This window comes from Bythopirellula polymerisocia (assembly GCF_007860015.1).
Classification (GTDB): Bacteria; Planctomycetota; Planctomycetia; order Pirellulales; family Lacipirellulaceae; genus Bythopirellula; species Bythopirellula polymerisocia.
Map to the genome: position 1 here is coordinate 1,401,422 of NZ_SJPS01000001.1, position 21,197 is coordinate 1,422,618.

Sequence of the window (21,197 nt, forward strand, 5' to 3'; positions counted from 1 at the left end):
AATTGCCACCAAAGCAGTGATAAAAATACTTCAGCGCAAGAATTGGCCCCTGTGGGCAGTGGGCATCACGCTCGCTTTGATGGTAGTTCAGCTACGCGCCCAACGACGAGAGTGGTTTTGCGCATGCGGCAATCTGCGTTTGTGGATCAGCGATCCGGCGAGTTCGCATACCTCACAACATCTGGCTGATCCCTTCACGTTCACCCATTTCCAACACGGTTTGGTGCTGTGCTTTTTGGTGGGCTGGCTGGCCAAAAGCTGGAAGTGGCCCTGGCAGGTGTGGCTGGCGTTGGCGATCGAAGCGGGCTGGGAGATCATTGAGAATTCTCAATTCGTGATCGACCGCTATCGCAGTGCGACTGCTGCCCTGGGCTACACGGGCGATTCCATCGTTAATAGCTTGGGGGATGTTCTGGCCTGCTGGCTGGGACTGGTGGTCGCGAAAAAAATCGGTTGGAATGCTACCTGGGTTTTGTTCTTCGCCATCGAAGTCGTGCTGCTAATCACAATCCGCGATAGTTTGCTCTTGAATGTGCTGATGTTGTTTTATCCCATAGAGGTGATTAAACAGTGGCAGTTGAGGTGAGGGGAAGTTGTTAGTTATTAGCAGTTAGCAATTAGTCATTAGCTGTTAGTCTTCAACTTCGGCGTTTGGCCAGAGGCCTTCGATCATCGTAGTCTGGGGTAAGCGCAGTGCCACCCCAGGTACCGATCTATAGCCAACTGTTCGGCCGAAGGTCATGTTCGCCTCTGTCCTAAAGTGAAGTTTTGCCGCGTCGATTTAGCCGAAAACTTTTTTTTCAAAAACAAAACCCCCTCGATTTCAGTGGGGAAGAATTACTGCAAAGTGTTGTTGTATTGAAGTTTACGTCGTCGCCGGAGGTGCTGATTTTTGTGAGTTTTGTAAAACAAAACTCATTGATGATGGGCCATTGTTGGGGGTGGAAGAGGCCTCTCGCCAAGGCGCGAAGGCGCAAAAATGTGCGTTGAGATGATTGCGCACACTTTGCGCCTCAGCACCCGGGCGAGGGTCTGATTAACGCAATTGGAAGGACCGTTGGGGACACGCTATTTCTAAGCTAGCGGGTCTGTGGTTGGTCCAGGATTCAATTGTCAAAGATCACGCCTATCGGTTAGCGAGGCCTATTATCTGGAATTTGACGGCCAATTTCTACAGAGAACTTTGGGCCAGAGTGGGAAAAGGTCTTTGCAAAAGACCTCTCGCAAATAGGGACCGAGTGCAATAGGACAGGCATAATTCGGAGAGCGTAGATTCCAGCACTCCTGCTAAGTCAATCGTCTATAAGTATTCTTATGCCCGGGAACGATTGGGATCCCAATTGAATAGCGGTTCGAATCTCACTCCAATTTGAGCTCAACCATCAAGTCAGCGGCGACTTCCTCTAACGCGCCGCGCAGAGATTCTGTATTGAGCCCCTCAGGCAAGCGTAGCTTGGCAGTGGCGTGGAAGAGGCTTTGGCCGGTGTTGGGTGCCGCGATACACTCGGTAGCCAGCTGCTCTACGTTGACGCCACGCGCGGCGAGTACCTGACTCACCTTGCGGACGATACCTTGTTGGTCGACACCCATGAGATCGAGATCGACGAGGTTGCCTCCCTCGGCCGTAGCGGAGCTGGGATCAGCAGAGACTATCGAGTCTAGACCGCTAGATGTGAGTTGCTTGATAGCCGCGGTGAGGGCTTCGGCCTGTTGAGGTTCCACTTCCACGCGCAAGATACCGGCAAATTGTCCGGCCAGATGGGCCATGCGGCTCTCGACCCAGTTGCCTCCATGCTCGGACACAATCGCGGCGAGCGAATCGACAAGTCCTGGGTGGTCTTGGCCAAGGACAGTCAGCACGAGTGAAGTTTTCTGCATATTGGTCCCCAAAAATGATTCGATGGTATGGCGGATTATAGCAAAAAGGGCACCGACTACTGTAGTAGTCGATGCCCTTATGGTTTTCGACGGCCTGTCCTGCTGAGGCCAACTCTCCAGGACTTACAACTAGCGAGGGGCCCCGGCAGCTTGCATTTGCTGGGCTTTGGCGGCTACGCCGATGGCTCGCATGACTCCTTCTTCGATCTCGAAGCGCGAGCGGACTCCATTGTCGATCGGTTGGGCAACGATGCGAACATGATCACGGCCGGAGGTCTCATTCTCCAAAGCGGCGGAGACCATCTGCAAGGTTTCATCATCAGGCTCGAAGGTTGCGACTGTCTTGAGAATCTGGCCAATCGAGAGGCTCATTTCCATGGGGGCGACCGCCTTGCCAGGGTTGGCGGCTGACTCTTCGATGATCTTCTTCGCAGTCGCAATGCAATCGCGGCCTAGAGAAAAGTAAACCGACTGTTTGCCAATCCCAACAGCCATCTCGACAGTTTCTCCGAAGAGCTGACGGGGTTCTTCTTCATCCGGAGTAGGTACACTGAGCGTGTGAAAATTCACTCCGTCGTGGCTTGCAGCATTCCATTTGATCGCGGGCATTTTGGGATCATCCTTGCCCAATTCGGCAAGTTTCTTGAGTCCGCTCTCCACTTTGGCAGGATCGCCTATGAAGCCACCAGCCACGAAAGAAAGCGATTCAGGCGTTAGATTGAGAACGGCTCCGCCATCCATTGTGCCGGCAGTCAAGGTTGCCAGCATGGCATCCATGAAGTCATTGGCAGCGCTCTTTGCGGTTTCTTTGGCTTCGTCGGAGGGAAGATCCGATTGCTTGTCGATCGCTGTTTCAACTTGTTTCCGGAACGCGCCAAACATCTGCTGCATTTGAGCAATGTCGCTCTCTTGCATCTTCGACGCGAGCATCAACATGCCAGCTGCATTAGGCTGAAAGAAACCGGCAAAGTTTGTTTTCGTATCAGCCATTTCAGCGAGTTGCTGAGAAAGTTTCGAACCCGCCACGGCCGTGTAGGCGATGTCTAGAAACGTACGCTGTTGTTTATTGTCCACCGAGAGTCCAACGGTGACCTCATCGATTTCCTTAATCATGCGCTCTATTTGCTCAACCTGGGCCGTGGCCATCGCTTTGCGAGTCTCGAATTGTTCGTCGCTTTCGTCTTGCATGGGCCTCATGCCTGCATCCATGCCCGCCTTGACATTCTGAATCAACATCTGGCGATACGCTTCAGGGATGTTTTGAATGTTGGCCCGCACGCCCAAGTCATACTCCTCCGACAAGTTGGAGAAGATTTTGGCGGGATCCGCCGGCAAGTTTTCCAGCATCTGGGGCATCATCGAGAGGAAGGCCCAGCCATTGCCTTGCTTGCCAAACAGAGTCTGGCCATTGGCAGAAATTTGGGTGATACCTTCTCCGGCGTCAGAGGAATCGATCCCGAATGCTTTAAGATTCTTCAAAAAGGTGGCGAAGTCTGCAATTGGGAGGCAAATGGCACCGGCAAAATTCATACCGTCTGTTTGTAGTACAACACCAAGAGGTTGAGTCTTATTGAGTCCCTGCACGAATCCCATGATGAAAGGTTCAAACTGCGCCGCCAATTGAGGTTGGCCAGCCAGGCTTCCAAGAAAGTTGATGTCCTCCTTGAGTTCGTCGTAGCCAGAAATGGTCAACAGCGCCATGGGTTTCATTTCCCCGGCACCATCAACGGTTGCTGGTGTTTGGGCCTGACCATAAGTCACGCCGCAAAAGGCAAGTAAGAGGGCCAACGACCCGATCAGTCGGTTCATTTGATAATTCACAGTGATACTCCGTAGGTTTAGGTTAGGAACCGCGAAAAGGTTCCCTGCAATACGCGGTAGAGCGCGATGGGGTTCCCGCGTAACGCTAGTCATTTAAGCATACTGGGAGACAGTTATACTGTTATACGAGCAGCACGACGAGGATATTGCCGAAATTTGAGAGAAATTCCCGCAAAGAAGCGGAGGCTTCCAGCCGCCGTCCTAAATCGACGGGGGCTGGAAACCACCGCCAGAGATGCACTTGCCAGAGAGAAATATGTCATCCAACAAGCTAGCAGCGAGATCAATTATCTCTCGCGGAAGGTGATGCGGCCTTTGGTAAGATCGTAGGGGGAGAGTTCGACCCGGACTTTGTCGCCAGGGACGATGCGGATAAAGTGCTTACGCATTTTGCCAGCAACATGGGCAGTCACGACGTGCCCTCCCTCGATTTCGACACGAAATCGGGTGTTCGCTAAGGCTTGAGTCACTACCCCTTCAACTTCCAGGGCTTCTTCCTTCTGCTTCGTCATAAATTCTCCGAGTGAGACAATAATTGAGATACTAGCCTGATGCCCACCCCGGAAGGGTTGTAGCAACAGGCTCCTACAATATTACCATTATTAATACCAGATACCAAGCCGGTAGTCCGTAAATCGGCTCGGAATTGCGATCCCCCTTGTGTCCGGTTGGTCTAGGCCGGCGTCTCGCGATGCCGGATTTAAGGGTATTTACGAGGCTGGCAACGATCGTCCGGTCGTGTTGGCCCTGAAAAGTACCCGGCCAGTTTGACGTAACTCTATTGGGCCAGAGAATATAGAATTAGACTGGGGATGCCAGTGCAGTAGCGGTATTAGTCATCGTTTGCTATCAGCTGATATCCAGGTGAATTCCCGGTAAGCTTTCAATTTTCACGGATTACTGTGTCGACATCTTCCTCTTCTTCCTCCGATCCTTCCCAAGCCTCTGCGGGTCAAGGTGCTAGCGCGTCGATGGATGACGAGGCTATTCAACGCGCGAAGTATGAGATTCAGAGCCTTGTTCAGGAGGTAGTCCAGCTCAGCAAGTCCGACATCGAGCCGGCCGATTTTTTCTCGGCGACGATGGACAAGACCGTGTCGGCCCTCGCAGCGGTAGGGGGAGTGGTCTGGATGCTCGACGAGGGTGGGCCTCTCAAGCTGGAGTATCAGGTCAATCTTCGCGAGACAGGACTCGCTGAGAGCGAGGAGGCCCAAATTCAGCACGGTCGGCTGCTCACGCAAGTGATCGCCAAAGGGGAGCCGACGATCATACCTCCCTACTCTGGAGGCGATGCAGAGAACGAAGAGGCTGCCGCGAATCCGACAGAGTTTCTCCTGATACTCGCACCAATCACTAGCGATCGGGGCGTCGAAGGGGTGATGGAAGTTTTCCAACGCACCGGGGGTCGGCCCACCACTCAACGCGGCTACTTGCGATTCCTGGTGCAGATCAGCGACTTGGCGGGAGAGTATGTCAAGAATCGCCGTCTGTTGCACTTTGCTACCAAGCAAACCTTGTGGGAGCAACTCGAAGCTTTTACTACGTTGGTTCACAAGGCACTCGACTCACGGGAAACAGCTTACACGATCGCTAACGAAGGACGCCGGCTGATCGGTTGCGACCGTGTCACGGTAGTACTGCGTAAGGGGACCAAATACCAGGTCTCTGCCATTAGCGGTCAGGATACATTCGATAAGCGCTCGAACGTGGTTCGACTGCTGAGAAATCTGGCGACCACCGTTTCGCGTACGGGAGAAGATCTGTGGTTCACCGGAGACACAACGGATCTCGCTCCACAGGTAGAAAAGGCGGTTAATGCCTATGTTGATGAGTCTCATACCAAGCAATTGGCCGTGTTGCCATTGCGGGAGTCGGACAAGGATCTCGAGGAAAACACAGAAGAGAATCAAGACAAGCGTCGCGAAAACATCTTGGGCGCGATCGTCATTGAGCAACTTGTCGACAGTCGACCTCCTGAAGGGATGCTCCAGCGGATCGATGTGGTCCGCCGACACAGCGTGACATCACTAGGCAACGCTCAGGAGTTTGAAGGCCTTTTTCTTTTGCCCTTGTGGCGAACTTTGGGCAAGACCAAGGTACTACTGACCGCAAGAAACCTGCCAAAGACTTTGCTGGCTGCGATAGCCATCGCGGGGGCAATTTTTGCCCTTTGTACAATTCCTTACGACTTCACTATGGTGGCCGATGGAAAACTGCTTCCCGAGCTGCGCCGCAATATCTTCCCCGGAATCGATGGCGAGGTGATCAAAGTGCCCGTCAGCCATGGAGAAGCAGTCAGAAAAGGAGACGTGCTTGCTCTCATGCAGAGTCTCGAACTCGAGGCGCAGTTTACCGAGCTGCAAGGAGAGATAGCGAGCAACCTGGAAGAAACAATTACCACGGACCGCCAACGGCAGATGCTCGGCGATAATCCGCAGAAGGATCCCGCCGAGGTCGAACAGCTGACAGGTCGGCTCGCGCAGCTGGAGGCGACACGGCTTAGTCTGGAGAAACAGTACGAGCTCTTGGAGCAGAAGAAAGAGCGGCTCACCGTTACGAGTCCGATCGATGGAAAGGTGGTTACCTTTCGGGTAAGAGAGTTGTTGGAAAATCGCCCCGTCAGCCGCGGCAATCGGTTGATGGAGATCGCCGACCCGTCCAGCGACTGGGAGCTGGAGATCTATGTTCCCGAAGCCAAGATGGGGCACGTCATCGAGTATCAGCAGAAGCTCCGGGAAAAAGACCCTGACGCCAAATTGCAGGTCTCCTTTATCTTGGCCACGCACTCCGCCGATCATCTCACCGGCACAGTAGAAGAGATTGACACCAGCGCCGAGGTTATGGGCGAAGAGGGCAACACGGTCCGCATTCGAGTATCGTTTCCGCAAGAAGATTTGAAGCGACTGGTGGACGACCCGGCCAATCAACTCAAGGTAGGAGCTGACGCCAAAGCAAAAATCATGTGCGGCAAACAACCCGTGGGTTATGTACTGCTGCACGATCTATTTGAGTTTGTGCAGTCGAGAATATTGTTCCGACTGTAGCGAAGGGGTTGAGTGTGGAGAGTTGAGGGTTGAGAGCCAGAGAGAGTTTGGCGAGTGTAAGCTTGAATACATCGAAAGTCCCGAAGGGACGGCGCTATAGTAGCCATGGGCAAGGACCAACGAGCCTTAGCGGGTTGGGGCGCCGCCCAGGGTTAGACGAAAATTACCGGATATCGGTCGAGCGGTTGACGTTCCATTCGTTGACACATTGCCGAGGCCGAAACAGTTCGAGGTACAGCGCGAACTCTTTTCGGCCTCGGCAATGCGAGTCATGATTGCAAGCGTCTTGCTCGGCCGAGGAGCAAATTCAATACATTACCCATGGCGTCACGAAAACTCGCTGAGGCTCGCTTGCGTTTGCCCTGGGCTTTCATAGAACCGCCCCTTTGGGGCTTTCTGAAAGCTGGAATATCGAAAAGTCAGGAACAGATTTATGAGAACGTATTTACCCATTCTTTTAGCTGCCCTAGTTGCGACCTCTTCACGCGCGGAGCAGACGACGAGCGACCCCGTATTTGAGCGATGCATCGTCAAAGTGAAGGACGAAGTCGAGATCCCTGCCCAGAAGGACGGTGTTCTCATGGAGTTACCCGTTATTGAAGGCTCGCAAGTCAAGGCCAAGGAAAAGCTCGCAGTCGTCGACGACCGCGAAGCAAAGGCGGCCGTAAGAGCTGCGCAGGCTGGCTTAAGGGCGGCAGAGGAACGGGTCAAGGACGACATTGAAGAACAATATGCCGTAGCGGCAAGGGATGTCGCCAAGATTGATTTGAAAAAAAGCCAAGAAGCAAATCAACGTACTCCCGGATCGGTGCCAGACATCGAGGTTATTCAGAAAGAGCTAGTCGTTCAGAAGTCAGACCTCCAGATCGAGAAGGCACAAAAGGATCGGGTGATGGCCAGTCTTGAAGCCGACACCAAGCGAGCGGAGCTCGAAGCGGCACAAGTTGGCTTGGTAAAGCGTGTGATCCTGGCTCCCTTTGACGGGGAAGTTGTCAAGCTCTACCGCGAAAAATCGGAATGGGTCAATCCGGGCGATCCTATTCTGACACTGATGCGTTTCGACGTGTTGCATGTCGAGGCTCAAGTTCCCGCTAGGCTTTATGATCGCAATGAACTCCAGGGTCGCGAGGTAACGGTGGCGATCCCCCGTGCCCGAGGCCGTGAGATTGCATTGCCCGGCAAGGTGGTCCATGTGGGTCAATTGATCGAAAGCGGAGGCAATTACCTCGTGCGAGCCGAAGTCGAAAACGCCAAAGAGGGAGGCTTCTGGGTCGTGCAACCAGGTATGGGTCAACGCGCGAAAATGACAATTCATTTGAGATAAAGGATAGATGTCAGATGCTAGAGGTTAGATGGGGGAAACTATGGGAACCGAGATTCGTACCCATCATGACCTGAAGGTGTGGCAACTTGGAATGGATATTGCTGAACAGATTTATGCTTTTACTCGGCCCTTCCCGCGCGAAGAATTGTATGGCTTAACAAGTCAATTGCGACGCGCGGCAAGTTCAATCCCAGCGAATATTGCAGAGGGGGAATGGAAGGAACTCGACAAAAGAATATCTCCATCATCTTTCGATAGCAGTAGGATCGCTATGCGAAGTCGAAACATTCTTACAACTTTGCTTGCGATTGAAGTATGGAGAGCCTGAGAAATTTCAAGAACTGTTACTAATACTTTCGGAAGAAGGTCGAATGCTGAGCGGTTTACAAAAATCATTGCGATCGAAACTAACCTCTAACCCCTAACCTCTTCCCTACATGGCCACCCTCGCTCAAAGCATTGTTTCGAGTTCGTCGCGGAAGCTGGCGATCCGGGTACGGCCTGATCTGAAGGCTCGGAAGCAACGCTACCAGGGGCGGGTCTACTGGGTGGTGAAGGATCCTGTCGGGCTACAATACTTTCGGTTCGAGGAAGAAGAGTTCGCCATCTTGCAGATGCTCGATGGTGAATCGAGTCTCGAAGAAATCGCTGAACGTTTTGAAAAGGAATTCCCCCCACAAACCATCCGAGTCGAAGAGCTACAGAACTTCATCGGCATGTTGCACCGTAGCGGGCTGGTGCTGTCCGACTCGGCGGGGCAGGGGGTCCAGCTCAAAAAGCGGCGGGATGAAAAGCGTAAGCAGGAGCTCATCCAAAACTTCAGCAATATTCTGTCGTTTCGCATGCGAGGAATCGACCCAGAAGGGATACTTAACGCGATCTATCCCTGGGTCCGCTGGTTCTTTTCCGTGCCGGCCACGATTTGTGCATGCATCTTGGCCTTTTGTGCCCTCTCGTTGGTCATCGTCCAGTTCGACGTCTTTCAATCCAAACTTCCATCCTTCCATTCCTTTTTCGCGGCCCAAAATTGGCTCGTGATTGCCGGTGTGTTGGCGATCACCAAGATCATCCACGAGTTTGGTCATGGCCTTTCCTGCAAACATTTTGGTGGCGAATGTCATGAGATGGGGATCATGCTCTTGGTGCTTACGCCGTGTCTCTATTGCAACGTGTCCGACTCCTGGATGCTCCCCAATCGATGGCATCGGGCGGCAATCGGCGCGGCGGGGATGTATGTCGAAGTAGTCATCGCTTCGATTGCCACGTTTATCTGGTGGTTCAGTGAGCCAGGATTCTTGAATTATCTCTGTTTAAACATCATGTTTGTCAGTTCTGTGAGTACCATCGTGTTTAATGCGAATCCGCTGCTGCGCTATGATGGATATTACATTCTCAGTGATCTGATGGAGATCCCCAATCTGCGGCAGAAGGCGAGCACCATTCTCAATCGCAAACTCGGCTGGTGGTGCCTGGGACTCGAAGAGCCAGACGACCCGTTCTTGCCGCATAGGCATCAGGGGTGGTTCGCGCTCTACACGGTCGCGTCATTTTTCTATCGCTGGTTCGTTCTGCTCTCGATTCTGTATTTTCTCAACAAAGTGTTTGAGCCATATGGCCTTAAGATCCTAGGGCAGGCGATTGCCTTAGCTTCGTTGTATGGCATGATCGTGATGCCGTTTTGGAAAGTGTTCAAGTTTTTCCGCATCCCGGGGAGGGTGAGCAAAGTGAAAAAGGTCCGCATGTTTGCGTCGCTGGCATTGTTGTCAGCCGTAGTCGGAGGAATCCTCTTCATCCCGTTTCCGTCGAGTGTGACCTGCGAATTCGAACTCCAGCCGCGCGGAGCGGAGTCGGTCTACATTGATGTGCCGGGGACGCTTGAGGAAGTGATGATCGAGCCGGGCCAGCATGTGGAGAAAGACCAACTGCTTGCCCAATTAAGTAACATTGACCTGGAGCTAGAGGTCGAGCGATTGCAGGGTCAGCGTGAGGCAAACCAGGCCCAACTCGATAGCCTCTACCAATTGCAGTTTCACGATCAAAATGCAGGCTTGCAGATCGACGTGGTCCGCAAACGCCTGTCATCACTCGACGAGCAGCTTGCCCAGAAACAGCGAGATCTGGATCGACTCCAACTGATTGCTCCACGTGCTGGCACAGTGATTCCACCTCCGTATCGCCCTGAGGCGCGTTCCAACCCGGAGGTCGAGCTAGCCAGCTGGTCTGGTTGGCCCATGGAGGAAAAAAATCTCGGTGCCACATTCTCACCCGACGGATCAGAGAATTTGTTCTGCCACATCGGCGACCCCAATGAGTGGGACGCCGTGCTGGTGATCAATCAGCGCGACCTCGATCTGCTGCGAGAAGGGCAGGAAGTGCGGCTCATGTTCAATGAGTCGGCCTACCATGTTTTTGTCAGCACACTCGAATCAATGGCCGATGACGAAATGAAAAACATCAGCCCTCGGCTGGCTAGCACCTCGGGCGGCGCGGTCCCCGCGCAGCACGACCCTGGTGGCGAAGTCAAACCACTCACCACTTCCTATCAGGCCGAGGTAAAGTTAGACAATTCGCTAGGAATGTTCCGCAACGGCCTCACGGGCACTGCCCGCATCAAGACGGAGCCCCGCACCCTGGCCAGTCGACTGTTCCGCTACGTGAAGCGGACGTTTAATTTCGATTTGTAAGAATGATGCAGTTGATATGTTAGCCGGCACCGTCCCAGTGCTGTAGTCCGCACGTTGCATGCTTTAAACGGCACCGAGACGGTGCCGGCTAACGTGCTAGCACTCCCCCAGCACGACTCGCTCTAGGCTCGATTCTCAAGTGGGCCTAAAATGGGACGTACAAATGGAACTGTGCGCAGTAGGGGCCGCGCAACTTCTCAGCGATGGATACCGCTATGGCTCGGCGACGGAAAACAGAGGAACGGCAACCGCGTCGCAAGAATCGGTTCAAGCAGCGACTGATTGTCTTCTTGCTGCTAGTCGTGGGTACCGTTGGGGCCCTGCCAACCATCATTTCTCACTCACCTTTGCGTGATACGCTGCTGAATTGGCAAATGCCGCCGGGTGGGTGGTGCGTGCAGAGTGAACAAGGTGCATTCTCTTGGACTGGCGCGCAATCACTATCGAACGTGGCCATCATTGCCCCCGACGGAAACCCATTGCTGACAGCCGAGTCGCTCACCATCGAGCGCTCTCTCGCGGCGCTTGCGCTGCAATCGCGAATTCTCGGCACGACGCGCGTAGTGCGACCGGTAGCGTTTGTGACGACCCGCTCCGATGGTAGCAACGTGGAAGATTTTCTCTCGGCAGTCCGCAAACGAAAGGAGTCGCTCCCGGGAGAGACAGTTGACTCAACCAAATCAATCGCAGCGAAGATCACGCTCCAAGCGGAGATCGAAGACGGCCGTGTGCAAGGCTACGATGCGGTATCCGAGACCAAATGGCAGGTCGAAGAGGCCAATCTCTCTGCCGCCCTCTCCGCAGAGCGGGGACTCACCGCGGCGGAGGGTTCGGCCAATGTGCGGTATGCCGACGATCGAACTGGGCGGGTCAAATTTCGTGTCCAGGATGCCGACGACAACCAACAGCAGTTGGACCTGCTGGCCGAGGGATTGTTGCTCTCCCCCTTGAAACCCTTCTTGACGCGCACCGTAGGCGAGTGCCAATTGGCAGGCACCGCTGCGCTTGATGCGCATGCCCTGTGGAATCCAAAGAGTGAGGGTCCACTTTCGCTCACTACTTGGGGACGGGCAGAGTGCGACGGACTCGCCTTCTCCGGCGAAGTACTCCAGGGAGATCGACTCGAATGCAATCGGCTTGAAATTCCCTGGAAAGGAAGCTTCGCCCACGGTGAGCTTGGCATCAACGAATTGAAACTCAAATGCGATTGGGCCGATGTCGCCGCCCAAGGTTCGCTGGCCCTCGAGGAACTCAAGGCGCTGAGTCTCACAAATCTGCCGCACCGCGAGATGAAATTCTCTGGTAAGGTTTCGCTCGCGCGGCTAGCTCAAATGCTTCCCCATGCAATGCAAGTACGCGAAGGGGTTCGCATTGACGCAGGGGAGGTTGAGTTCAATGCCAATAGCGGCCTCCGTGAAGGCGCGTTTTCGTGGTCCACGGAAGTGTCCCTCGCGAATCTTGCGGGCCAGGATAGCAGCCGCCCGATTCGCTGGGAGGATCCTGTGCAGATTGCAGCCCAATGGAAGGATTCGCCCGCCGGACCTCGCCTGGATCGCTTCACACTCACGGCCCCGTCTACGGCTGCTACGGTCGTATCGACCGATGACCGCATGCATGGTGATTTTCAGATCGACTTGGAACAGCTGGTCGAGAAACTCGGGCAGTTCGTTGACCTGCAAGGCCTGGAGTGCCGTGGTTATGCGCGAGGTAACTTTCAATACACGACCACTTCCGATACGCAGTTCGAGGCTCTCGCAGACGTGAAATTGAGCGAACTCGTGGTCACTCGTGGTGAACGACTGTTGTGGGAGGAGCCACAGTTGGTAGTCGACTTGCGGGCTGCAGGTCGCGCAGAACACATGCTGCCAAAATCGCTCTCAACCAGTTCGATGAGCCTGCATGGAGATCGCGATGAATTGGCAGTGACACTGCTTGAAGCAGTTGATCTCAAGTCCGTAGCGAATTGGCAGGTGAAGATTGAGGGAAACGGACCCGTCGATTCCTGGGCAGGTCGATTGCGACCTTGGATGCAGGGAATCCCCGACGAGATTTCCGGACAGGCCAAGCTGCAAGCCAAGCTTACCGTTGCTGAGAAGGAAATGGCCCTCAGCGAAATGGTGGGAAGTATCGAAGGCTTACACATCCGCAAAGGCGAGATGGCGGTGGACGATCCCCAGGTGAATTTCTCGGGCGACTGCCTTTGGAACGCTGAGGCCCATCGATTGCATTCGCGAGAGTTCCAATTGGCAGGGAGCATCGTGGCGTTCCGCTCGCGAGACGTGCGAGTTGATCTGGAGGAAAGCCAATCAACTTCACAAAAACCATTGCCAGTTGTGACCGGCGAGATTGCCTATCGAACCGATCTGGAACGGTTGGCATCGGCCGCAGGGTTAGTTGGGGGTCGCGAAGCCACTTGGCCGCGCGGCACGGCTGCCGGCGTATTGCGGCTGGCCACCAACTCTGAACAAATTCTTGCGGACTTTTCTCTGGACGGCGAAGCAATTGCGTTAGTCAAATCGGCATCCAGTAGGAGTACGACAAAACAGCAGCCAATCATTGTGTGGTCCGAGCCTAAATTACGTACCACAGGCAAAGCAGTTTACAACATCGCCCGTGAGCAGATCGCGCTGGAGAAATTCAGCATCGATGGCCAGACAGTGCAAGTCACTGGCAAGGCTACCTGGGACAAGCCGACAGAGGGTGGAGAGATTGTGGTTCAGGGCAGTACACAATATGACCCCGCCTCGCTCGACCAGTTGATCGTAAATTACGCAGGACCTGCGGTGCGCGTTCAAGGGGATCGCGTCGTGCGATTTGAGGCCCGAGGACGATTGCCCTCGCAAAGTGAGTCGGATCATTGGTCGCAATTGTGGCAGGCGACCGCCGAAGGGGGTTGGTCCAGCGCCTCGGTCTTCGGATTGCCCATCGGAACCGGCAAGCTGCAGGGCTCACTCGGAGCAGGGCAGCTTGTAATCGCTCCGTTTGATCTTGCGATGGGCGAGGGGAGGTTCATGGCGAGTCCTCGCGTGGTACTCGATCCGACGCCGCAGCAAATGTTCCTCCCGGCGGGTCCAATGTTCACGAATGTGCAGATTTCGCCTGCGGTCAGCGAGCAAATGCTCAAGTACGTTGCACCGATTCTCGCGGGGGCAACGCGGGTTGATGGCAAGTTCTCGGTGGATCTTGCCGAGACCAAAATCCCGCTTGATGATCCAAAACTAACGCACACCGCAGGAAAACTGGCTGTACATGAACTGACCGTCCTCCCCGGACCGATGGTTGCCGACCTGACCACTACGATTCAACAATTGCAAGCACTAAAAAAGGGCAAGGACCTGCTGCAAGGTGGCATCGCCCCGAAACCTGCCCGCTTGCTCTCGATGCATGATCAGCAGATCGAGTTTCAGGTCGTCGAAGGCCGCGTCTATCATCGGAATCTGGTATTCACCATCGACGACGTGCCGGTTCGCTCACAAGGTTCGGTAGGTTTCGATCAGAGCCTGGCACTGGTGATCGACATCCCCATCCAAGACCGTTGGATCGACGGTGAAGACGCCCTCAAGGGTCTTGCAGGTCAAAGTTTGCAGGTCCCAATCTACGGCACATTCGAAAAACCACGAGTCGACCAACAGGCCATGGCGAATCTCACCAAGCAACTGCTGCGCGACACCGCCCGTCAGGCCATTGGTGGTGAAATCAACCGGCAGCTTGAGAAGCTGTTCAAGCAGCGGTAAGAAAAGTCATAGCGTCATTTTTCAGCGAACCGACCTTTGCCTTGTTGGTGCAGAATTCTCCGGAATGATGAGATCTCCGTGTTCGTCATATTCGAGTTTAAGCGGGCCCGCTACAAGTTCACCTGTTTCATCGAAGGAGCCCTCCTTTCCTTCCAAGAGGTTGAGGAGGCTTTGGCCGTGCCGATCAATTAAGTTGGCTATCTTGCGCAGAGAAGTGGAGGCAAGCTCAGGGGTAACGCCTCGGCGGACGGTTAACCACAAGATGGCATCGCCTCCCATGGGGACCATCTCAAAATGCACGTGATCCCCGTCGGCGTCAATTTCCGGATAGATGATATTACCCTGGCCATCACGTGAATCAGGTATGCGGTCGATTTCTAGTTGAGACGGTCGCTGGAGGGAGAATTCCAGGCCAAGCTTCTTGGGATTTTCTTCCGAGTGCATTGAATTAGTGCCTCCTCTCCAAATTTTTAGAGAATAGACGACAAAGAAAAAGTAGGGTGGTGAGAGAATTAATATACCTATTCCCCTACCTTCCAGGATTATCAATCAGGAATCCACTAGTCAATACAATTCCTGTCTGCAGTCTTACTTTAGGATCTGTGGCAGTTGGGGGAGAAGACAAAATACGGATAAGGTAACATTAAGTAATGCCTCTCATAAACATGCTACTACTTACGGTCTTGTCAGTTTCAACCATTGCTGCCTCTGCCCAAACTCCCAGCGATTGGCCCGCACCCCGCGTTGTCGATTTGGCCCGCGCCGCGTCTGTCGGTATTCGCGAAATCACCGGCCAACATCTAAAGCTTTGGACAGATGTTCCCGCCAGCACCGCCGTTGATGAGCTTCCCCAAGTGTTCGATGCCGCCATCAGGCAGTGGGCCGAGTATTTTGGCATACCCGAAAAGCAGATTGCTAATTGGCAGGTGCAGGGGTTCTTGATTCGCGAGCGGGCCAAGTTCGCAGCGCTGGGCTTACTGCCCGAGGGGCATCATGAATATCTCAATGGTTACGCAGTGGGGAATGAACTGTGGCTCGATGAGCAGGATAGCGATTACTACCGCCGACACCTACTGCTGCATGAGGGGACGCATAGTTTTATGCTGGCGTTTCTGGGTAGCGCTGGACCAGGGTGGTACATGGAAGGGACGGCGGAACTCTTGGGAACCCATCGCTGGCAAGAGAAGCAATTGAACCTGAACGTGTTTCCGTCCAATCGGGAAGAAGTACCTCTCTGGGGTCGCATTAAGTTGATCCTCGAAGCTCACGCGAATGGATCCGCCTTGTCGCTAGGTCAAGTGCTTGCGATTGACAATCGTCAGGCGCTCACCACCGAGGCTTACGCTTGGAGCTGGGCGCTATGCAAGTTTCTCGATTCGCATCCAGACTACGGCAAGAAATTTCGTAAACTCCCGCGATTGGTTCAGCAGCCGGATTTCAACTCGCGATTTCGCAAGTTGTTTCACCAGGAGTGGGCCGATATGAACGTCGCATGGGAGGCGTTCGTCGCAGAGATGGACTATGGATACGACACCGAGCAAATGGCCATGCAGCACCGTGCGGCGAAAGCGGTTGATGAGTCTGCCATGACATCGGTCGAAGTAGATCGCGGATGGCAGTCGACAGGGTGGTTGCTTCGTGGAGGTTTGGAGTACCAGGTGACGGCATCAGGAAGTTACGAAATAGCCAACGACGGCGAGCCCTGGCCTTGCGAGCCGGGAGGTGTCACGATCCGTTATCTAGACGGCAAACCGCTGGGGATGTTGCTAGGTGTCTTGCGGAGTGTGAAATCGCAACGAGATTCACCGGCCAATGAGAAGTCCGACTTTGCCCATCCGCTGGCGATTGGAATGGGAGCGACGATCAAACCCGCCGCCGATACAGTCCTCTACTTGCGAGTGAACGATTCTCCGGCTGAGTTGTCTGATAACCAGGGGGCTCTAGAAGTGAGGATTGAACCCTCAAAGTCGACCAATTGACACTTCTGGGGGGTGCCTCAACAATAGGACAGGACCAACGATTTGATAAATCGCGGCTACCATTTATTCTTTGACTCGCGCCTAGCGCCTAACAACTAGCGCCTATTAACTATATGACTAACTTTCTTGCTGAGAATGATCCCGATGTATGGGCGGCCGTTGCCGACGAAATGACCCGTCAAGAAGACGGCCTGGAATTAATCGCCAGCGAGAATTATACCAGCCCCGCGGTGATGCAGGCCGCCGGGAGTGTCCTCACGAACAAATACGCTGAAGGATATCCTGGGCGCCGTTACTATGGTGGCTGCGAGCATGTCGATGTAGTCGAGAGCCTCGCGATCGACCGCGCCAAGGAACTGTTCGGCGCTGAGTACGCCAACGTGCAACCGCATTCAGGTTCGCAGGCCAACATGGCGATCTATTTAGCCGCCCTGGAACCAGGTGACACAGTGCTGGGCCTTGATCTGGCCCACGGCGGGCATCTCACTCACGGAATGAAACTGAATATCTCGGGGATGCTTTACAACTTCGTCAACTACGGCGTTCGCAAGGAAGATCACCGCATCGACTTTGATCAGGTCGCTGAATTGGCCAAGGAACACAAACCCAAGTTAATCGTCGCGGGGGCAAGTGCTTATCCGCGCGAGATTCCCCATGACAAGTTTGCAGAGATCGCCCAAAGCTCGGGAGCAAAATTAATGGTCGACATGGCCCACTACGCGGGCTTGGTTGCGGCTGGTTTGCACAACAGCCCCGTTCCGCTGGCCGACTTCGTCACTTCTACCACACACAAGACCTTGCGTGGCCCGCGCGGTGGGCTCTGTCTGGCCAAGGAAGAATACGCCAAGACGATTAACTCCCGTGTGTTCCCGGGTATTCAGGGTGGTCCGTTGATGCATGTCATCGCTGGCAAGGCGGTCTGCTTCGGCGAGGCTCTCAAGGGAGATTTCAAGATTTACATGCAGCGAGTGGTCGACAATGCCAAGGCACTGGCTGAGACTCTGGCCGCTGGTGGTTTGCGGCTCGTGAGTGGCGGCACCGACAACCACCTCATGCTGGTCGATGTGACTCCGATGGAAATTGGTGGCAAGCTCGCCGAGTCGGCGCTCGATGCCTGTGGTATCACGGTCAATAAAAACATGATCCCCTTCGATGAGCGTAAGCCGATGGACCCCTCGGGTATCCGCTTGGGAACGCCGGCACTGTCCTCGCGGGGCATGGGTACCGATGAAATGCGATCTGTGGGTCGATGGATCCTGGAGGCACTTCGCTCTCCGGAAGATTCAGCTACTCACGAGCGAATTCGCGGCGAAGTGCGTGGCCTGTGTGAGCAGTTCCCCGTCCCCGCAGCGGCGCTATGTGAAGAGCTGGTTGCAGGCGTTAACTAAATCAATTGAAGGCAACAAGAATGAGTGAATCTAAACATCGCGTACTGATTGCCGACGACAACGATGCCAACGTCGAACTCTTGGAGGCATACCTCGCCGGGCTAGACGTGGAGACTGCTGTCGCCGTCGATGGGCAGGATACGCTTGACAAAGTTGCCTCGTTCAATCCCGATCTGATCCTGCTGGACATCATGATGCCCAAGTTGAGTGGGTTTGAGGTTTGCCAGCGACTCAAGGCCGATCCAGCATCCAGTGGCATCATGATTTTGATGGTCACGGCTCTGAACGAATTGGGTGACATCGAACGTGCCGTCGAGGCGGGCACCGATGATTTTCTTTCCAAGCCGGTGAACAAACTCGAACTGGTCAAACGCGTCGAACTGATGCTTAAGCATCGCAGTATGAAAGACGAACTAGAACGCCTGCGGCGCTACATCGAAGAGATGGAAGAAGGTCGCTAGTTGCCACCAATGCCCAAGGATTATGATCCCTGGGCGTTGACATCCATTCAGCCATGGTTCGTGCCGACCCAAATGGGTATGATGAGGGGGAGAGTCTGCCCAGTGTTTCCTTTACTTCGTTGCCAGCAATACCATGCGAGTCTGTGCCTCAACCTGGACCCTCGTCCTTTGCAGTAGCTTGCTCCTGTCTGCAGCATCGTCTGCATCTCGAGATGAGACCTTCAAGACTCGCCCCGAATCTTCGACTGTTGTCGGGAATGGCGACGCCGAAATATTGAGGATAAAACAGCTCATTGCCCAATTGGGGAGTGACGATTTTCTTCTCCGCCGTGAGGCTGAATCGCAATTGATTAGCATCGGTGCTTTGGCATTCGACCACTTGCAGGAGGCACAGACCAATGCAGACTTGGAGATTGCTACCCAAGCGGAGTATCTGCTCCATCGTATCACGGTTGACTATTTGGTGAGGGTAGACGATCCCGACGAAGTGCGAGAACTGATGTCGGCCTACCCCAAAGCTTCGCAGACACAGCAGCGCGAAATTATCTTGCATTTGGCCGCACTCGAAGAGGCAATTGGAGTTGGCGCTTTGAGTCGGATCGCTCATTTCGAGCTCTCCCCTCTGCTTGCAAAATACGCCGCCCTGGCGGTGCTGGATGCCCAGGAAAAACACAACAAATTGGCAGACAAGGTCGCGCTTAGCATCCGACAGGAAATCGGCGAAAGCCCGCGGGACGCTGCCCGGTGGCTGCGAACCTATGCCGATCAGCTACAGAATCCTAAAGTTATTTCCGCTGAGTGGTTGTCATTCATCGATGCCGAAAATTCCTTGATCTCTGACGAGCCCGAGACGACTAGCCTGGACATTGTACTGCAACTTATGCAGTTTCACATTCAGTTGTGTGCAGATGAACAACATCCTACTGAGCTATTTGAATCGCTCCGCCGTCGCATCGATCTCATGGTCGAACAAGGAGAGAAGCTTGGAGAGGAGCGGGAAAACCGACTGCGAGATATCCTGGCAAAGACATTGATCTGGACCATGAACCAGAAAGAGTGGGATGCCCTCGACGCGACGGAAGTTCATTACAGCGAGAAAATTAAACAGGATCGGTTCCTCTTGTATTTGGTGGCCATCGCTCGGTCTGAAAAGGGCCAGGATGCCGATGCTTCGGAGATTGCCGTGCGGGCCTACGAGCTAGTCGATGGTGATATCACCGAGCGGTCGAACATCGCCGATTTGATAGCGGAATATGGGCACCACGATTGGGCGGAGAAGGAATGGCAGCTTGTTATTGAACAAGCAGAGGTTGCCAGCAAGGAGTCGATGGACGCCCGACGGTCGTTCGCCAGCTGGTGCCTGCACGATCGGGGTGAAGACCAAGCGGCGGCTAACCTCATGGCTGAGGTAGTTGATAAGGTCGATGCCGACCCCCAGCTTAAGCAATCAATCCTACAAGATAATGAGTTGCGATATCTCATCAGCGACCTACGAAAGAGTCGCGAGTATTTCACGGCCTGCGATCTAAGTAAAAAAGGAGATCATGCTGGCGAGCGGAAGCACTTAGATTTAGCCTATGCCTATCAGACCGACATGCAAGACCCTGATATTCTGATCGCCATGTATCGACTGCCTGGTCAGGATGAGGCCTACCACGCCAAGGTGCAAGAGCGTATTCGTCAGGCGGCAGATGACGTCGATCAATTGATCGAGAAATATCCCAACGAGGCAGTGTGGTACAACCATTGGGCATGGTTGGTGAGTAACACCGAAGGGGACTTCGGCAAAGCGGTTCGATATTCGCAGCGGTCATTGGAGCTATCTCCTGATAGCCCGAGCTACCTGGACACATTGGGACGCTGTTACTTTGCTGCCGGCGATCTTGAGAACGCGATCAAATATCAGCGCCAAGCCGTCGAAAAACATCCACAGGTGCAAGTGATGCGAAGACAATTAGCAATGTTTGAGAAGGCGCTGGCTGAAGGCCACGCAAAGGATAAGGAAAAACCGTGATAAAGTCCGTCCAACTCGATACGATCCAACTGACCTACTCCGACTCTGGGAGCGGACAGCCTGTGGTGTTGTTGCACGGGTTTCCGCTGGACCACGCGATGTGGACTCCGCAAATCGTCGCGCTGAGCGACCATGCGCGGGTTATCGCACCCGACCTGCGTGGTTTCGGGCAATCGACGCTCGGCCCTCAGGATGCCGAGCAGGGCGTCGAGATGCACCAGTATGCCGCAGACATTCTGGGGCTGTTGGATAAGATCGGCGTGAAGGAACCTGTTATTTTGTGCGGATTTTCAATGGGCGGCTACATTTTGTGGCAGTTCGCACTCCGTTATCCCGAGCGAGTCAAAGCAATCGTGCTTTGTGATACCCGTGCGGTAGCCGATACGGCCGAGGCCCGGGAGGGAAGAATCAAAACGGCAGACGAAGTACTTCGGCTAGGAACGGATTCACTCGTCGCGGGAATGCTCCCCAAGATGCTGAGCAAAGCGACGCTTAGCCAACGGCCAGAAGTCGTTAGGCAGGTCACCCAGATCATGCGGTCATGCCAACCGGCAGCGGTAGCAGCGGCTTTGCGAGGGATGGCAGAGCGAGAAGACGTGACCGCGAAACTCGCCAAGATCTCGCAACCGGCGCTAATTATCGTGGGGACTGAGGATGCGATAAGCCCTCCTGCAGAAATGCGGAGTATTTCCGAATCACTATCGCATGTGCAGTTTGTGGAGATTCCCGAAGCGGGACACATGACAACCATGGAAAACGCGGGCGCTGTCAGCGAATCACTCCAACGATTCGTCACAGAAATGACTGGCGGGTAAGAGTAATTTACTTGGCCGGAGGCACACCTGCCTCCGGGTTCCAGCCGAGCGAGCC

General features: G+C 54.2%; 16 protein-coding genes. 12 read left to right on the top strand and 4 right to left on the bottom strand.

The genetic code is table 11. The annotated features are described in order from the left end of the window. The first annotated feature begins 16 nt into the window (after nucleotides 1-16). Nucleotides 17-586, top strand: a complete 570-nt coding sequence (locus tag Pla144_RS05600; protein ID WP_146448608.1) for a DUF2585 family protein — start codon at nucleotides 17-19, stop codon at nucleotides 584-586. A 773-nt stretch (nucleotides 587-1,359) separates the two neighbouring features. Here the strand turns inward: Pla144_RS05600 and Pla144_RS05605 are convergent. The 3 genes from Pla144_RS05605 to infA all read right to left on the bottom strand — a co-directional run bounded on the left by Pla144_RS05605 (nucleotide 1,360) and on the right by infA (nucleotide 4,211). Further along, complete coding sequence (locus Pla144_RS05605; protein WP_146448611.1) at nucleotides 1,360-1,878, bottom strand: glycine cleavage system protein R; 519 nt, start codon at nucleotides 1,876-1,878, stop codon at nucleotides 1,360-1,362. 129 nt (nucleotides 1,879-2,007) lie between these two features. Further along, nucleotides 2,008-3,687 carry a hypothetical protein gene (locus Pla144_RS05610; RefSeq protein WP_146448614.1) on the bottom strand — a complete coding sequence of 560 codons (1,680 nt, stop codon included), beginning with the start codon at nucleotides 3,685-3,687 and terminating at the stop codon, nucleotides 2,008-2,010. 299 nt (nucleotides 3,688-3,986) lie between these two features. Beyond that, nucleotides 3,987-4,211, bottom strand: coding sequence for a translation initiation factor IF-1 (infA, locus tag Pla144_RS05615; protein ID WP_146448616.1), 225 nt, complete (start codon nucleotides 4,209-4,211; stop codon nucleotides 3,987-3,989). Nucleotides 4,212-4,601: 390 nt separating this feature from the next. On the opposite strand from infA, the gene Pla144_RS05620 reads away from it, so the two are divergent. The 6 genes from Pla144_RS05620 (at nucleotide 4,602) to Pla144_RS05640 (ending at nucleotide 14,485) form a co-directional block, all read left to right on the top strand. After that, nucleotides 4,602-6,743 (top strand): efflux RND transporter periplasmic adaptor subunit, encoded by a 2,142-nt coding sequence (locus Pla144_RS05620; RefSeq protein ID WP_146448618.1) that lies wholly within the window; start codon nucleotides 4,602-4,604, stop codon nucleotides 6,741-6,743. 433 nt (nucleotides 6,744-7,176) lie between these two features. Then, nucleotides 7,177-8,067, top strand: a complete 891-nt coding sequence (locus tag Pla144_RS05625; RefSeq protein WP_146448621.1) for an efflux RND transporter periplasmic adaptor subunit — start codon at nucleotides 7,177-7,179, stop codon at nucleotides 8,065-8,067. 91 nt (nucleotides 8,068-8,158) lie between these two features. Continuing rightward, complete coding sequence (locus tag Pla144_RS05630) at nucleotides 8,159-8,395, top strand: four helix bundle protein (protein WP_261342315.1); 237 nt, start codon at nucleotides 8,159-8,161, stop codon at nucleotides 8,393-8,395. Beyond that, nucleotides 8,322-8,492 (top strand): four helix bundle protein, encoded by a 171-nt coding sequence (locus tag Pla144_RS25280; RefSeq protein WP_261342316.1) that lies wholly within the window; start codon nucleotides 8,322-8,324, stop codon nucleotides 8,490-8,492. The genes Pla144_RS05630 and Pla144_RS25280 overlap by 74 nt, the downstream gene beginning before the upstream one ends. A gap of 12 nt (nucleotides 8,493-8,504) precedes the next feature. Then, entirely contained in the window at nucleotides 8,505-10,751 is a 2,247-nt protein-coding gene (locus tag Pla144_RS05635) for a biotin/lipoyl-binding protein (RefSeq protein WP_146448624.1), read from the top strand. A gap of 215 nt (nucleotides 10,752-10,966) precedes the next feature. Continuing rightward, nucleotides 10,967-14,485 (top strand): hypothetical protein, encoded by a 3,519-nt coding sequence (locus tag Pla144_RS05640; protein ID WP_146448626.1) that lies wholly within the window; start codon nucleotides 10,967-10,969, stop codon nucleotides 14,483-14,485. A gap of 21 nt (nucleotides 14,486-14,506) precedes the next feature. Here the strand turns inward: Pla144_RS05640 and Pla144_RS05645 are convergent, their stop codons facing one another. Next, a complete protein-coding gene (locus Pla144_RS05645) occupies nucleotides 14,507-14,929 on the bottom strand; it encodes a hypothetical protein (RefSeq protein WP_146448628.1) in 423 nt (140 codons plus the stop codon). Between the two features lie 206 nt (nucleotides 14,930-15,135). Between Pla144_RS05645 and Pla144_RS05650 the strand changes: the two genes are divergently transcribed. The 5 genes from Pla144_RS05650 (at nucleotide 15,136) to Pla144_RS05670 (ending at nucleotide 21,142) form a co-directional block, all read left to right on the top strand. Beyond that, nucleotides 15,136-16,464, top strand: coding sequence for a hypothetical protein (locus Pla144_RS05650; protein ID WP_146448631.1), 1,329 nt, complete (start codon nucleotides 15,136-15,138; stop codon nucleotides 16,462-16,464). 113 nt (nucleotides 16,465-16,577) lie between these two features. Then, nucleotides 16,578-17,852 (top strand): serine hydroxymethyltransferase, encoded by a 1,275-nt coding sequence (locus Pla144_RS05655; RefSeq protein WP_146448633.1) that lies wholly within the window; start codon nucleotides 16,578-16,580, stop codon nucleotides 17,850-17,852. A gap of 20 nt (nucleotides 17,853-17,872) precedes the next feature. Then, complete coding sequence (locus tag Pla144_RS05660) at nucleotides 17,873-18,313, top strand: response regulator (protein ID WP_146448635.1); 441 nt, start codon at nucleotides 17,873-17,875, stop codon at nucleotides 18,311-18,313. Nucleotides 18,314-18,446: 133 nt separating this feature from the next. Next, nucleotides 18,447-20,327 carry a hypothetical protein gene (locus Pla144_RS05665; protein WP_146448638.1) on the top strand — a complete coding sequence of 627 codons (1,881 nt, stop codon included), beginning with the start codon at nucleotides 18,447-18,449 and terminating at the stop codon, nucleotides 20,325-20,327. Beyond that, on the top strand, nucleotides 20,324-21,142 hold the full coding sequence (locus Pla144_RS05670) for an alpha/beta fold hydrolase (RefSeq protein ID WP_146448640.1): 819 nt from the start codon (nucleotides 20,324-20,326) through the stop codon (nucleotides 21,140-21,142). Before Pla144_RS05665 ends, Pla144_RS05670 begins: the two co-directional genes overlap by 4 nt. Nucleotides 21,143-21,197: the final 55 nt, after the last annotated feature.